Annotated in this window: 12 protein-coding genes and 1 CRISPR repeat array; of the genes, 8 read left to right on the forward strand and 4 right to left on the reverse strand. The window is 67.2% G+C overall.

Features of this window, described 5'->3' with window-relative positions:
• The first annotated feature begins 149 nt into the window (after positions 1-149).
• The 4 genes from RYH80_RS03465 to RYH80_RS03480 all read left to right on the forward strand — a co-directional run bounded on the left by RYH80_RS03465 (position 150) and on the right by RYH80_RS03480 (position 5,361).
• Positions 150-2,255 carry a hypothetical protein gene (locus tag RYH80_RS03465; RefSeq protein ID WP_370902471.1) on the forward strand — a complete coding sequence of 702 codons (2,106 nt, stop codon included), beginning with the start codon at positions 150-152 and terminating at the stop codon, positions 2,253-2,255.
• 479 nt (positions 2,256-2,734) lie between these two features.
• Positions 2,735-3,739 (forward strand): phosphomevalonate decarboxylase MvaD, encoded by a 1,005-nt coding sequence (mvaD, locus tag RYH80_RS03470; RefSeq protein ID WP_370902472.1) that lies wholly within the window; start codon positions 2,735-2,737, stop codon positions 3,737-3,739.
• Between the two features lie 119 nt (positions 3,740-3,858).
• Positions 3,859-5,064, forward strand: coding sequence for an NAD(P)/FAD-dependent oxidoreductase (locus tag RYH80_RS03475; protein ID WP_370902473.1), 1,206 nt, complete (start codon positions 3,859-3,861; stop codon positions 5,062-5,064).
• Between the two features lie 147 nt (positions 5,065-5,211).
• A complete protein-coding gene (locus RYH80_RS03480; protein WP_370902474.1) occupies positions 5,212-5,361 on the forward strand; it encodes a rubrerythrin-like domain-containing protein in 150 nt (49 codons plus the stop codon).
• Positions 5,362-5,721: 360 nt separating this feature from the next.
• Here RYH80_RS03480 and RYH80_RS03485 read toward each other — a convergent pair whose 3' ends face one another.
• Both RYH80_RS03485 and RYH80_RS03490 read right to left on the reverse strand, forming a co-directional pair.
• Positions 5,722-6,768 (reverse strand): dipeptide epimerase, encoded by a 1,047-nt coding sequence (locus tag RYH80_RS03485; protein ID WP_370902475.1) that lies wholly within the window; start codon positions 6,766-6,768, stop codon positions 5,722-5,724.
• A complete protein-coding gene (locus RYH80_RS03490; protein ID WP_370904641.1) occupies positions 6,765-7,793 on the reverse strand; it encodes an N-acetyltransferase DgcN family protein in 1,029 nt (342 codons plus the stop codon). The genes RYH80_RS03485 and RYH80_RS03490 overlap by 4 nt, the downstream gene beginning before the upstream one ends.
• 367 nt (positions 7,794-8,160) lie before the next feature.
• On the opposite strand from RYH80_RS03490, the gene RYH80_RS03495 reads away from it, so the two are divergent.
• Both RYH80_RS03495 and RYH80_RS03500 read left to right on the forward strand, forming a co-directional pair.
• Positions 8,161-8,442 carry a 50S ribosomal protein L44e gene (locus RYH80_RS03495; protein ID WP_370902476.1) on the forward strand — a complete coding sequence of 94 codons (282 nt, stop codon included), beginning with the start codon at positions 8,161-8,163 and terminating at the stop codon, positions 8,440-8,442.
• 2 nt (positions 8,443-8,444) lie between these two features.
• On the forward strand, positions 8,445-8,621 hold the full coding sequence (locus RYH80_RS03500; protein WP_370902477.1) for a 30S ribosomal protein S27e: 177 nt from the start codon (positions 8,445-8,447) through the stop codon (positions 8,619-8,621).
• An 85-nt stretch (positions 8,622-8,706) separates the two neighbouring features.
• Here the strand turns inward: RYH80_RS03500 and cutA are convergent, their stop codons facing one another.
• Positions 8,707-9,120 carry a divalent cation tolerance protein CutA gene (gene cutA, locus RYH80_RS03505; RefSeq protein WP_370902478.1) on the reverse strand — a complete coding sequence of 138 codons (414 nt, stop codon included), beginning with the start codon at positions 9,118-9,120 and terminating at the stop codon, positions 8,707-8,709.
• Between the two features lie 102 nt (positions 9,121-9,222).
• Between cutA and RYH80_RS03510 the strand changes: the two genes are divergently transcribed.
• Positions 9,223-10,035 (forward strand): sugar phosphate isomerase/epimerase family protein, encoded by an 813-nt coding sequence (locus RYH80_RS03510; RefSeq protein WP_370902479.1) that lies wholly within the window; start codon positions 9,223-9,225, stop codon positions 10,033-10,035.
• 394 nt (positions 10,036-10,429) lie between these two features.
• A CRISPR array of direct repeats spans positions 10,430-12,978; the repeat unit is 38 nt; unit sequence GTTTCAATCCCGGTGTGGGTTTCCTGGGCCGCTGCGAC.
• A gap of 109 nt (positions 12,979-13,087) precedes the next feature.
• Here RYH80_RS03510 and csa3 read toward each other — a convergent pair.
• On the reverse strand, positions 13,088-13,735 hold the full coding sequence (csa3, locus tag RYH80_RS03515) for a CRISPR-associated CARF protein Csa3 (RefSeq protein ID WP_370902480.1): 648 nt from the start codon (positions 13,733-13,735) through the stop codon (positions 13,088-13,090).
• A gap of 178 nt (positions 13,736-13,913) precedes the next feature.
• Between csa3 and cas6 the strand changes: the two genes are divergently transcribed.
• Complete coding sequence (cas6, locus tag RYH80_RS03520; RefSeq protein WP_370902481.1) at positions 13,914-14,756, forward strand: CRISPR system precrRNA processing endoribonuclease RAMP protein Cas6; 843 nt, start codon at positions 13,914-13,916, stop codon at positions 14,754-14,756.
• Positions 14,757-14,769: the final 13 nt, after the last annotated feature.

Genomic DNA, 14,769 nt, shown 5'->3' on the forward strand with positions numbered 1-14,769 from the left:
AATCGGACGCCCGTACACCTCACGAACGTCGCCAGACGACTCTGGGAGCCACCCTGCCTCGACGTGAGTGTCGACCGTCGAGGGTTACTCACAGCTAGTGTGTAATTCACACACCAGAGTTATGATCCTACTTCGTGTGTTGATACGACATGGCGAGTTGGTACGAGGAAACCGATCCACACGAACTTCGCGCCAGAGACGGCGAGCGGTTCGTCGCCGTTCGACTGGACGGATTCGAGGAGTCCTCGGTCGCCGTCGACGGATTCAGCCTCCCGGACGAAGCGTACGACGTTCGGACTGGGACGGTAGCGTCGTTCTCGCTGGACCCAGTGTACATCGGTGTCGTCGACGAGGACGGAGACGTCCGACGACACTACCAGTACGGAGACAGTGCGGCGACGTTCGCGGATCCAGTTCGACTCACGGTCCACGGCGGTCTCGAGCAGCATCTCGTCGTGGATCCGGGCGAGGGGTGCGTCGAGTTACACGACGACGATGGGCGCATACGCGTGACTGGAGACGGCCGTTTACGCGTGGTACTCGGTGTCCAAGACTCGTCGGAGCGACCGACGATCGAGATCCCGCGGAGCGAGTTCAACCTCTGTCGTGCGCTCTCGGTCGCGTGCCGGACGACGGCGAAGACCAGTCCGCTTCGAGCCTCACCGAGAAACAGAGAGCAGCCCGCAGTCGTCGAGTGGGGCGACAGTCCGGAGATCCCGAACGACCTGATTCGAGACGATCGGCCCATGATCGGGTGTCTCGTCGGTTCTCTCGATCAACTCGCCGAGGCGATGCCACTCGCGGCGTACCTCGACGCCGCAGTCGGGTGGCACCCCGAGACACCGCCTCATCTCCCCGATCCGCCCGTTCTCGTGGCCGCGGACGAGGTGTACCCACTCCGGAGCCGGTGTGGGGATCGGACCGACGGCTACCGACCACAGAACGTCTTCCAGACTGTGTTCCACCTCGACTTCCTCGCTCAGACGGACACGCCCAACGGCCGCGAGTACGAGGGGGAACACCACTTGGTCGAACTCGGACTCGACGCGTCGACACTCGTGGACGCCCCGATCTACGAACGTCTCAACGAGTACCTATCGACGGACACACCACCGCGAGAGATTCTCGATCGGTTCCCCGACTGGCACCACTCCGTGTCGGTCGAGCCGACCCTGGACCGACTCCGGCGTCTGATCCCGTACCTGCACCACCTACCGGTCGTGGAGGTGGCGTCACACACCGACGTCGAGTCCACGTCGTCGACGACGATGGTCGATCCAGAACACGTCACCGGTCGGACACACGGCTGGTACGCACCACACGTCCCGACCGAGGGGTACAAACTCCTGCACAGCAGTCTCGGTCGATTCGGAGAGTCTACCGTCTCGCCGGTTTCGGAAGGGACACCGTCCGACTCGGAGGCCGAAGGACCGTTCCAGATCGTCGTCGTGACCAACGCGGACCCGCCGAGAGACGACGAACCGTTCGTCGATCTCAGCGAGGGGGAAGAGGCCGAAGAGCACTACAGTGGACGGGCAGACGACATTCCGATAGACGTCAAGTATCGGGAGAACGCGAGCGTAGACGACCTCGCCAGCCACTTCGAGCGTGACGTCGACCTCGTACACTTCGTCGGACACTGCGACGCCGAGCACGGTCTCAGGTGTCCGGGCGATCGGTACCTGTCCGCTGGACAGCTCTCCGAGGTCAAGGCGACGACGTTCGTCCTCAACGCGTCCGAGTCGATCCAACAGGGGCGAGCGTTGATCCGACAGGGAGCGACCGGCGGGGTGGTGACCGTCGGTCCTGCGGTGACACCCCGTGTCGGCCCCGTCGGGGTCGCACTCGCACGGTTACTCGCGTACGGGTGGCCGTTGGCGACGGCACTGGACACCGCCGAGCACGCCAACCCCGAGTGTGACAGACACGTCGTGATCGGCGACGGGACGACGCAGGTCGCGCCGAACAACACCGGACTGCCGCCGACCGTCTCGATGTCTCCAGACCCGAACGGGAACGGCGAGTTCGAAGTGGACGTGGTGTACGATCAGCCCATCCTGCCTGGGACGGCGATGTGGTGGAAGCAGCGAGACGACAGACGGCGGTTCGCCGGGAGAGGAACCGAGTATCGGCTCGACGCGGACGGGGTGCGATCGATGTTGGGAGAGCTCACCAGTCCAGTGTTACTCGACGGAGAACTCGTCTGGCCGGAAGACGTCCGTCAGTCCGACTCTGGCTCTTTCGCTGGGCCGTAGTCGGGTGTCCCCAAGTCGTTAGTCCCAGCACCCAGGTCTCCTTCTGCGACTGCGCCCTGCGTGGCGAACAACGCCAACAGGACGAGGCTAACCGAGATACGTGGTCTCCGTGCCAACACACCTACAGTTCGTGATGTGATCGCTCGAATCACGACACCAACTGGTGCAGTATACCGTATATAATTTTCTATTTTCGGCTAGTACTAACTCTTCTCGCATCACTTCATCGAGGAGCGAGACTCACAGAGTACGGAGACGGTTCACCGAATCCCGTATCGGAGTCGTGATACCGGTTCGGAGGCCCGAATTCGTACCGTGTCCGATACGGACTGTGTCCGGTTCGGACGTATCCAGTCCGTCTCGGTACGTGTCGACACTACGTCCGTCGGCCCGCGATCATCCCCGAACCCCCCGGGGGTCGACGGAGAACCACGCACGGAGTCGGAACGCCTAACCCCACACCGACACGTCCCGGAGGTATGACGAGCAAGGCGACCGCACGAGCACACCCGATCCAGGGGCTCGTGAAGTACCACGGGCTGCGCGACGAGGCGGACCGACACCCGTACCACGACTCGATCAGCGTCTGTACCGCGCCGTCGAACACCACCACCACCGTCGAGTGGGAGCCGGACGCCAGCGAGGACACCTACGTGATCGACGGCGAACCCGTCGAGGGCCGCGGCGCGGAGCGGATCGACAACGTCGTCGACGCGATCCGCGAGCACGCCGGGTTCGACCACGCCGTCCGCGTGGAGTCGGAGAACTCCTTCCCGTCGAACGTCGGCTTCGGCTCCTCGGCGTCCGGGTTCGCGGCGCTGGCGTACGCCGCCTGCGAGGCCGCCGGGCTGGAGCTCACCCGCCCGGAGGTGTCGACGTTCGCCCGTCGCGGCTCCTCCTCGGCCGCGCGAGCCGTCACGGGGGCGTACTCCGACCTCCACACCGGGCTGAACGACGTGGACTGCCGCTCGGAGCGCATCGAGACGGGGGTCGGTGAGCTCGACGGCGAGCCGTTCGACCCCGAGTCGGACCTACGGATCGTCACCGCCCTCGTCCCCTCGTACAAGGAGACGGAGGCCGCACACCGGGAGGCGGCGGACAGTCACATGTTCGACGCGCGACGGGCACACGTCCAAGACCAGTTGGCCGAGGCGCGCGACGCGCTCCGCGAGGGGGCCTTCCACCGGATCTTCGAGACGGCGGAACACGACTCGCTGTCGCTCGCGGCGACGACGATGACCGGCCCCGCCGGCTGGGTGTACTGGCAGCCGGAGACCATCGCCGTGTTCAACGCCGTCCGCGAACTCCGTACCGAGTCCGACGTGCCGGTGTACTTCTCGACGGACACCGGCGCGAGCGTCTACGTCAACACGACCGCCGACTACGTCGACCGCGTGGAGTCGCGGATCGCCGAGGTCGGCGTCGACACGAACGTCTGGGAGGTCGGCGGACCGGCACGCACCGTCGACGACGCGCTGTTCTGAGCGCGACCGCCGAGAGCGATCGTCTCGGCCACCACCCGCGGACCAGACCGCCACCCACGGGCCACGACTGTCACCCGCGGACCACTACCCTCTTTCGCGTCGCGCCCCTCCAGACGAGCATGCACGTCGCAGTCCTGGGTGCCGGCTACGCCGGGCTCGGAGTCACCCGCAGACTCGAAGACGCTCTCCCGCCGTCGGTCGACATCACGCTCGTCAACGACGGGCCGGAGCACGTCCTCACCCACGAGGTCCACCGGGCGATCCGTCGCCCGGCCGTCGCCGACGCGATCACCGTCCCACTCGCCGAGGTGCTCGACCGCGCGACGCTCGTCACCGACCCCGTCGCAGATCTAGACGCGGAGGCTGGTGTCGTCGAGACGACCGCCGGCCAGACGCTGTCGTACGACTACGGCGCACTGTGTTTCGGGTCGGAGACGGCCTACTACGGTATCGAGGGACTCCGCGACCACGCCCACCCGCTGAAGACGCTGGACGACGCCGCGGCGATCCGCGAGGACGCGCTGGCGACGATCGAGCGCGGCGGCGACCTGGTCGTCGGCGGTGCGGGACTGTCGGGCGTCCAAGTCGCGGGCGAGCTCGCGGCGCTGGCTCGCGAGGAGAACGCCGCAGTCCCCGAGGACGTGTCGATCACGCTCGTCGAACAGTTGGAGACGGTGGCGCCGAACTTCCCGGCAAACTTCCGGCGAGCAGTCCACGACGCACTCGTCGAACGAGGGGTCGACGTGCGGACGGAGACGACCGTCGAGCGAGTCGACGACGACGCGGTCTACACCGACGGTGGCGCCAGCACGGACGGCGGAGATCACCGTGACGGCGACGACCACGCCGACGGCGAGAGTCACGCAGACGACGGGAGGCTGACGTACGACACGCTGGTCTGGACGGGCGGGATCGCCGGACGAGCGCCGACGGAGGGGGAGCGGCCGGTCGTGCGCGCGGACTTGCGACTCACCGACCGGACGCTGGCACTCGGTGACGCCGCGCGCGTGGTGGACACGGACGGCGAGGCGGTACCGGCGTCCGCATCGGCGGCCATCCGCGAGGCGAAGACGGCCGCGACGAACCTCGAGCGACTCGTCGAGAGCGACGACGACGGGTTCCGACCGCGCCTCGACCGCTACCGCTTCGACGTGCCCGGGTGGCTCGTCTCCGTCGGTGACGGGGCCGTCGCGCAACTCGGCCCGACCGTGCTCACCGGCGCCGCCGCGAAGGCGGCCAAGACCACCGTCGGCGCGGGCTACCTCACCACGGTCGGCGCGATCAGACAGGCGCGCGATCTCGCCGAGGCAGAACTCGCCGAGTGACGACGGCCGTGACGTGTAGCCGGACCCACCGTGCGGCGTGTCGCGACGACGTGTACAAGGACCTACCAACGTGTTTACTCACCTGATACAGTACTACCCGGTTTATGGGTAACCCTTAACCACTGTCACCGATTCCCACGATACACGATGCCAGCAGTCAACATCGATCCGTACGAGTCCACCGGTGGACTGTTCGAGTGTGTAGAGTGTGGCGGCCGGACGGAGGCCGCCTCGAACCCAGGCAAGTGCGAGTCCTGCGGGGGTGACGTGCGCAACCTCGCCGTCCACCAGGAGTAACCCGACACCCGACACCCACTTCGACGCCGGGCCACCACTGTCAGTCACTCTCTCCGGCGTCACCCGGTCCCGCGGTGGGGGCCACCCCCGTGGGACCACTCGCGAGCGGGCTGGGGCGGCGCGGCTACGCGACTCGACACGACTCGCTCCCGTGTCGGCCTCGCGTGGCGTTCGTCGTCGTCTCGGCCACTCGCGGGGCACACCGCCGCCGTCCCTTCTCGTCGGCGGCACACGGCGCGGAGCGACCGCCGCTCCCGCCAGTCACCGTTCGTACCCGACACGGCTCACGGACAGCCACGGCGCGAGGGTCCGCCACCCAGACGCCAACGACGCCGACGGACCACAGCGACACCGAGGCCCTCACCCGTCCCGTTCGACCGCGCCGGTGCCGGGGCACTCACACGCCGTCAAGTCGATCTCCCCGTCCGGGAGCGGGACCCCGTCGAACGGGTCCTCGGCGAGGAGCAGTGAGCCGTCGAGGTCGGCGTACTCCAGGAGGGGGCCGAGGTGACACGCGGCCGCGATGGCGGCGTTCGTCTCGATCATACACCCGAGCATCACTTCGAGCCCGTGGGCGTGAGCCGTGTGGATCGCCCGTCTCGCCTCGGCGAGGCCGCCACACTTCATCAGCTTGAGATTCGCGACATCACACCGGTCCGCGACCTGCGGAACGTCCGCGGCGGTCTCGACGGACTCGTCGGCGGCGACGGGGAGCGGCGACCGCTCGTAGACGAACCGGAGCCCCTCGGGGTCGTCCGCCGACACCGGCTGTTCGAGGAACTCGACGTCGAACTCCGCGAGCCACTCGGCGTTCGCGACGGCCTCGCGGGGCGTCCACGCCTCGTTGGCGTCGACGCGGAGGCGTGCGTCCGGGGCTGCCTCGCGCACCGCGGCGACGATCTCGCGGTCGCGGTCGGTCCCGAGTTTCGTCTTCAGGACGCCGTAGCCGCGGTCGACCGCCTCGGCCGCCTTCTCGCGCATCACCTCCGTGTCGTCCAACCCGATCGTGTACGAACTCGTCGGCGTCCGCGTCGGGTCCAGCCCCCACAGGCGGTACAGCGGGACGCCGAGTCGCTTCGCGGCCAGGTCGTGGCACGCGATGGAGACGGCACACCGCGCGGCCGGGTTCCGTTCGACGACACCACGGAGGGCGCGCTCGATCTCCGCGAGTGCGTGTGGGTCGTCGACGCGTTCGACGACTGCCAACAACTCCGGCAGCACCGCGGCGACGGTGTCGGCCGTCTCTCCGTAGTGGGCCGAGGGTGCGGCGGCACCGACACCGACGGTCCCCGCCTCGTCTTCCACGCGGACGACGACGTTCTCCGCCGTGGTGGTCGTCCCGCGGGCGATCTCGAAGTCGCGTTCCAGCGGGAGCGACACCCGCTCGAACGACGTGGTGAGCGTCACTGGACCCCCTCCAGAACGGCGTCCAACAGGTCGTCGGCACCGAATCGGAGCGGGTCCGTGGCGGGTGCGCCGAGGTCTGCGCCGAACGCCTCGACCGCCTCTCGGGCGCGCTCGTCGTCGTCGACCGCTCGCGTGTTCAGGGCGCCGCCGACGACCGTCGTCTCGTGGACGGGTGCCGCGAGCGACTCGTAGAGGTCGACGTACTCCGGGATCGGAGGGAGCGGGGTGTCCTCGTAGCCGTGGATCCGCTCGCGACCCGCCGCGTGACACAACACGAGCCCGTCCGGCATCGCTCCGTGGAGGAGGCCGCAGGTCACGGCGGAGTAGGCCGGGTGGACGATACTCCCCTGCCCCTCCACGAGGAGGAGATCGTGGTCGTCGCCGACGTCCCGGATCATCTCCTCGACGGAGCCGGCGGTGAAGTCCGAGACGACTCTGTCGACCGGGTTCCCCCACCCTTCGATCAGGATGCCAGTCTGTCCCGTCGGGATCACACGGGCGTCGAGGCCGGCCCGGTCCGCGGCCGCAGCCAACTCCATCGTGGTGGTCATCTTCCCGACGGAACAGTCGGTGCCGACCGTCGCCACCACGTCGGCGCGCACCTCGTCGGCGGTGCCGCTCGCGACGGTCAGATCGTCGTGTGGGCGGCGCACGTCGCGGAGTTCGGTACCGTGCTCGGCCGCGAGGGCGGCGAACTCCTCGTCGTCGTTCAGGAAGTAGTGGAGGCCGGCGGCCACGTCACACCCCGCCTCGATGGCCGCGCGGACGTCCGGGCGCCACGACTCGTCGAAGCCGCCGCCGATGGGTGCGATCCCGATCACCAGCTCGTCGATCGGGCCGTCGGCGGCGGCGCGTGCCGCGGCGAAGTCCGCGACGATCGGTGCGTCCTGTGTGTCTCGGAGGTGGGCCGCGACCCGTTCGCCCGCGTGGTCGCGGTCCAGCACGGCGACGACCTCACGGTCCGTGTACCGTAAGAGCCCGTTGGCCGTCTTCGACCGCTCCGGGAACTTCTCGTGGGCGAGCACGACGACGCGTTCTGTCGCGGTCTCGCTCTCGGTGTGGTCCGTCGCGGTCTCGCTCTCGGTGTGGTCCGTCGCGGTCTCGCTCTCGGTGTGGTCCGTCGCGGTCTCGCTCTCGATGTCGTCCGTCGCAGGCTCGCCGTCGGTGTCGTCCGTCGCTGTCACACCGGCCAGTCGTGGCCGGGGCGGTTAAATCGGTACCCCGCGGTGCGTGTCGCCGCGAAGCTGGGGGTGGTAGTGGCGCGCGCTCGGTGTCGTCACCGCGGGAGTGGAGTTCCGACGAGACCGTGTCGTCGGCCCGGGTCACGACCGGGGGCGAACCAGACGGTTTTTACCCACCGGGACGAATCGGACCACAAGAGGCGATTTCGCTATGGAGATGCCGCGACGGATGAACACGTACTGTCCGCACTGTAACGCTCACCACGAACACGAGGTCGAGAAGGTCCGACGCGGTCGCGAGACCGGCATGAAGTGGACCGACCGCCAGCAGAAGCGGGGCACCTCCACCATCGGGAACGCCGGCAAGTTCTCGAAGGTGCCCGGTGGCGACAAGCCGACCAACAAGGCCCACCTCAAGTACCGCTGCAGCGACTGTGGCAAGGCCCACATGCGCGAGGGATGGCGGGTCGGCCGACTCACCTTCCAGGAGTGACGATGGCGGGGAACTTCTTCACCGTCCGCTGTGCGGACTGTGAGAACGAACAGACGGTGTTCGGCAAGGCGGCCAGCGAGGTCGCCTGCGCGGTCTGCGGGACGACGCTCGCGCGACCGACCGGCGGCGACGCCGAGTTCACGGGCGAGGTCGTCGACACCGTCGAACGGCGCGCCTGACGCTCGCAGTTGTCGCTCGTCTCTCCGTTCGACGACACCACGCAGTGACGACACCGGTCCGGGTGGACGGTGTCTCGTCGGAGTGTCACTCGCTCGTCTCGTCGGACTCGCTCACCTCGGACTCGCACGCATCGGACTCGATCGGGCGGGGTAGGTCGTCGATCACGTCGGACTCGCCCACGTCGGGGCCGGTGTTGCGTTCGATCCAGTCGCGGAACTCCTCGCGCGCGTTCACTCCGCGGTAGGTCACGCCCGGGAGGTCGTCCGGGTGACAGTCGTCGACGAGGTCGTACACCGCGTCGAGTCGGTCGCGGGTGGTGAAGGCCGTGACCGTCCAGTCGACGCGCCGCTCGACCGTCCCCTCCCAGCGGTAGTGACTCGGTCCAGAGCTGGTCCGTGTCCCCGCGGCGGCGCCGGTCGCCACCAGTCGCTCCGCGAGCCGCTCTGCGAGCTCCTCGTCCGGGACGGCGATCTCGACCGCGAGGTGTGTCGTCGCCACGAGTCCGTCCGTCACCGCCGCACGGCAAGTCGGTTGTGGTGCGGTCGGCGGGTCGCCCGCGGACCGAAGCCTCTACACTCTCGCGCCCGTGGGTGTCGGGCCGTGAGTATCACCACTGGCGACCTGACGCTCGACGTGGGGTTCACGCTCGGGCTCGATCTCCCGTTCGACGAGTCGGTGGCGTTCGCCGCCCGCGAGGGGTTCGACTTCGTGGAACTCCTGTTGGACGGGCCGTACGCTCGCGAGCGGATCGAAGACCGTGTCGACGACATGCGCGCGACGCTGACGGAGTTCGACCGGGACGTGGTCGTCCACCTCCCGTTCGCGGTCGCCCCCGGCTCGCCGTTCGAGCCCGTCCGGCGCGGTGCCGTCGACGAGTTGACCCGCGGGATGGACCTGGCGGCCGAGGTGGGCGCCGAGCGGGTCGTCTTCCACCCGTCCTCGGACGCCTGGGAGAAGGGGTGGTCGACGACCGCGACGCGGGCGTTCGTCCACGACGCCCTCGACGAGCTGGTGCCCGCGGCACGCGACCGCGGGCTGGTGCCGTGTCTCGAGAACGTCGTCTCCAGCTACTACGACGCGACGACGTTCGACGAACTGCTCGCCCGCTACTCCGACGCGCAGGCGACGTTCGACACCAGCCACGCGCTGTTGGCCGGGCAGTCGGCGTCGGAGATGGGCGCGTTCCTCCGCGAGCACGCCGACCGCGTCGCGCACCTCCACCTCGTCGACACCCGCGGCGACCGCGACGAACACCTCCCGGTCGGGATGGGCGCGATCGACTTCGAGCGCGTGCTCGCGCCGCTGGCCGAGTGTGGTTGGACCGGCACCGCGACGCTCGAGATCGGGACGGATGATCTCGAGACGATCGCGTTCGGGAAGGCGAACCTGGAGCGCGTGTTGGGTGTGGCGTGAGGGGCGGCGTCTCCTGGCAGTGTCGTACGGCTGTAAAATCGTCGCCGGGACTCGGCTCCTCCTCGGGCGGCCGGAGGCGGGGAGACGGCGGTGTTCAGACGAGCTGCTGGTTTGCAGGTGGCGCGCGAGGAACGCGCGAGGGTCTCGCGAACGAAGTGAGTGAGACCTCGTCAGAACGTGCTCTGACGTAGGAGAAGCGAGCGCAGCGGGCGAGGCACGGCGGAGCCACGCACGAGCGACGAGGCTGGGGAGAGAGAGAGAGGTGCTGTGCGAGGTGGATCGGAGGCTCTCGATCGGTAGTCTCGTCCAACTGCCTACCCTTATCCGAACACTACTGGTTTCCTGGGCCGCTGCGACCCCCTCTCCACGGTGAACTTCACGTCCCCAGAGAGGTGTTTCAATCCCGGTGTGGGTTTCCTGGGCCGCTGCGACCCGCGAGTGTCTCCGCGTCGATCTCATCAGACTGGTGTTTCAATCCCGGTGTGGGTTTCCTGGGCCGCTGCGACGTGAGGAACGTCGACAGTACTCTGGGGTGGCTTAAGTTTCAATCCCGGTGTGGGTTTCCTGGGCCGCTGCGACGATCACTCCAGACCCGGCCACACTCGTGACACTCGACGTTTCAATCCCGGTGTGGGTTTCCTGGGCCACTGCGACGGGAAGAACCCGCGCGGGTTCATCGTCGGGGCGATGTTTCAATCCCGGTGTGGGTTTCCTGGGCCGCTGCGACCCAGGCCGCGGTCGCCGGGAGGAGCGGGAGGAACAGTTTCAATCCCGGTGTGGGTTTCCTGGGCCGCTGCGACTACCTGTTGCTGCCCGGTGTCGCGGTGCACGAACTGTTTCAATCCCGGTGTGGGTTTCCTGGGCCGCTGCGACCCGACATCGAGGCGAACGCTGCCGAACAGCGACGGAAGTTTCAATCCCGGTGTGGGTTTCCTGGGCCGCTGCGACTCCATCGCGTGGATGTCGAGGTACAGCTCGGAGAGTTTCAATCCCGGTGTGGGTTTCCTGGGCCGCTGCGACGTACCTGTGCGAAGTCCGTCGCCGTCGCGGGCAAGGTTTCAATCCCGGTGTGGGTTTCCTGGGCCGCTGCGACAGTGCGATCTTCAGTCTGATCGCGGTGGTGGTGATCGTGTTTCAGTCCCGGTGTGGGTTTCCTGGGCCGCTGCGACCAGGAGATCCGTCAGATCGTGCGCGACGAGATCCAGGTTTCAATCCCGGTGTGGGTTTCCTGGGCCGCTGCGACGGGACGCCCCACTTTCCACGCGGGTCGGTCGACGGGTGTTTCAATCCCGGTGTGGGTTTCCTGGGCCGCTGCGACGCACGCCGTAGTTGATGACGGCGAAGCCCGGCAGGTTTCAATCCCGGTGTGGGTTTCCTGGGCCGCTGCGACCGGAACGGGTCGCTCGACGTGTCGTCCGACGACCGTTTCAATCCCGGTGTGGGTTTCCTGGGCCGCTGCGACCCCAGTGAGGTCGTAGAAGACGGCTCGAGGCTGCTGTGTTTCAATCCCGGTGTGGGTTTCCTGGGCCGCTGCGACCGTACGATCTCGAAGCAGAGTTCCCCGCCGAGTCGCGTTTCAATCCCGGTGTGGGTTTCCTGGGCCGCTGCGACTGCAGTGGCAAGAGAAGATGCGGGACGCGGACCCGTGTTTCAATCCCGGTGTGGGTTTCCTGGGCCGCTGCGACCGTAGCATCTCGGCTTTCCCACGCTTCCCGAGGCCCTCGTTTCAATCCCGGTGTGGGTTTCCTGGGCCGCTGCGACGGTTCGGCGGCGTGCTCCACACAACGCCGTCGGGTTTCAATCCCGGTGTGGGTTTCCTGGGCCGCTGCGACATCCGGATCTCCTCTTTCGGGTTTTGGTGTGAGACTGTTTCAATCCCGGTGTGGGTTTCCTGGGCCGCTGCGACGTGCCGAGGGCAACGTCCGCGGCACGCTGTCGGTCGAGTTTCAATCCCGGTGTGGGTTTCCTGGGCCGCTGCGACAGTTCGTCGACGCGATCGATCACTGCCTGTAGCTGGTCGTTTCAATCCCGGTGTGGGTTTCCTGGGCCGCTGCGACACCGCGTACGGTCTCGGAGACGCTCCACCAACGAGTTTCAATCCCGGTGTGGGTTTCCTGGGCCGCTGCGACGTGTCTCCCGTCTGCTCTCCCTGGACAACGACGAGTTTCAATCCCGGTGTGGGTTTCCTGGGCCGCTGCGACCGGGTAGAGCTCTCCCTCGACGCCACGGATCACCACGGTTTCAATCCCGGTGTGGGTTTCCTGGGCCGCTGCGACGGAGAAGTCTGTCCTCAGCACCCTACTCCGGAGATCTAGTTTCAATCCCGGTGTGGGTTTCCTGGGCCGCTGCGACGCCGCCGCTCCCGCCCCCTCCGCTCGGATCATCTCGTTTCAATCCCGGTGTGGGTTTCCTGGGCCGCTGCGACTGAACGTCCAGATGCAGGTGGGGAACCTCACGAACTGTTTCAATCCCGGTGTGGGTTTCCTGGGCCGCTGCGACAGCGGATCTCGTCGGTTCGGTCGTTCCAGATCTCGTTTCAATCCCGGTGTGGGTTTCCTGGGCCGCTGCGACGGGCGAAGGCGAGTCGGCCGCACCGTTAGGTCACATGTTTCAATCCCGGTGTGGGTTTCCTGGGCCGCTGCGACAGAGCCTCCTGCGAAGCGTGACCTCCCTGTTTGTAGTTTCAATCCCGGTGTGGGTTTCCTGGGCCGCTGCGACGTGTCGCCCTCCGAACTCCTCCGTCGAGGAGACTTCCGGTTTCAATCCCGGTGTGGGTTTCCTGGGCCGCTGCGACCTTCGCGGGCGCTAAACCGCTGTATACAGCGGTATACGTTTCAATCCCGGTGTGGGTTTCCTGGGCCGCTGCGACGCACCTGGGCGACGGCGACGAACACGAGACGTTCCTGTTTCAATCCCGGTGTGGGTTTCCTGGGCCGCTGCGACAGGGGGTGAATTCTGCCCCACACTACCTATAGTTTGCTCTCGACCCGTCACGTTCGACCCGCGTTACGTGGACCCCCGCCGTACAGAGCCTTCAAAAAGGTCCACGTAACTACCCCCGGCTGAGGTGGAGTTCGCCGGTGAGCGTGAGATCGATCAGTCGTGTCTGCGTCTCGGACTCCGTCGACACCAGTCCGGCGGCCTCGAGTTCGTCGAGGTGGCGGCCGACCGTACTCTTGCTGTGGTCGCTCGCGGCCGACAGCTCCGGCAACGTCGTCTCGCCGCCGAGGTCGTCGATCAGTGCCAGTGTCGGATCGGTCCGACTCGGCGCCCGTGCGAGGAGATCCGGAACCGGGACTTCGCTCACGACACCGTCCATGTCGCGGAACTGGAGCGCCTCCGTGACGAGGTCCCGACGCGTGCAGACGGCGACGGTGAACGGGAGGAACACCTCTCGTGGCCCACCACCGAACACCGCGATGGCGTCACCGTCCGCATCCGCGAGCAACGACAGACAGTCCCGAACCGTCTCGGTGAAACTCGCGGTCCGGAGTTGCGCCGTCTCGACACGGCTCTCCGGGTCGATGGTGCTCGCCATCTCCCGGATGTCGTCGACCGCCTGTGCCGCCCGTCCGTCTTCGTCGTCGTCCTCCGTGGGCCTGAGCACGACGATCCGGTCACCACTGTCGATCCCGTTGTCGAGCACCGGGCGTGTCACTCGCGTCGAGTGGTAGCCCAGCGTACAGACGTACGTTCGCACGCGCTAGGCGTGCGAGGCTCGCGGTATAGTAGTACCGTCGCACACGAGCGCAATCGTGTCCGGAGACGGCGCCGTCGGGCACGAGGCGCTTCGTCGGGACGAAGGTTTTTTGTCACACTCACTGAACCTAGCGGCGATGGCACAGACGAAACGAACCGCGTCCGGAGGCGACGGCTGAATGCGCCGGATCGAGGTGGCACTCTCGCCGGCCGATCGTGTCCCGGTACCGAAGTCGAACGGCTACCGGGTGTACGCGGCGCTGTTGGACGCCCTCGACGGCGTGGACGCCGACGTGAGCGAACACGTCCACGACGCCGAGTTCGGGAGTGTCCACCAGAGTGGGCTGCGCGGACGGTTCGGTTCGTGTGACCGCGAGAACCACCGGACGCTGCTCCCGACGGAGACGTACGATCTCACCATCGGCGTGCCAGATCCTGCAGACGACGACGTGTTCGAGGCACTCGTCCGCGCGCTCGTCTTCGACGGCGACCGCATCGAGTTGGCCGACGGGCCGGTGTTCGTCGAGTCGTTCGAGAGCGAGCGGACGAGCCGCGAGGAGCTCCTTGACCGTGCCGCCGAACTCGACGACCCGTCGGTGCGGCTCACGTTCCACACACCGACGTGTATCGAGGACGGGGAGTCGGTGACCGCGATGTTCCCACACCGTGGGTTGGTGTTCGCCGACTCGTTGGCCGGGAAGTGGCAGACGACGCTGCCGAGCGACGCCGAGCACCTCCAACTCGACCTCGCGCGCGCCGCCGTCGAGAACAGTGTGATCACGAAGCCCGCCGAGTCGACCTACGACACCCACAGCGTGTTGACGAACCGTGTCCGAGACGGCGACCGGCCACGAGCCATCCTGAAACAGGGGTTCACCGGAACCTACACCTACGAGTTCAAGCAGGCCACCGAGAGTGTCGAGAACGCCGTCACCGCGCTGGCACTGTTCGCGGAGTACTCCGGTGTCGGGTGTGCCGTCGCTCGCGGGTGTGGGAACGTGAGTGTGGAGGTATCGACGTGAACGCACGAGTACA

The organism is Halobaculum sp. MBLA0147, assembly GCF_041361345.1.
Lineage (GTDB): Archaea > Halobacteriota > Halobacteria > Halobacteriales > Haloferacaceae > JAHENP01.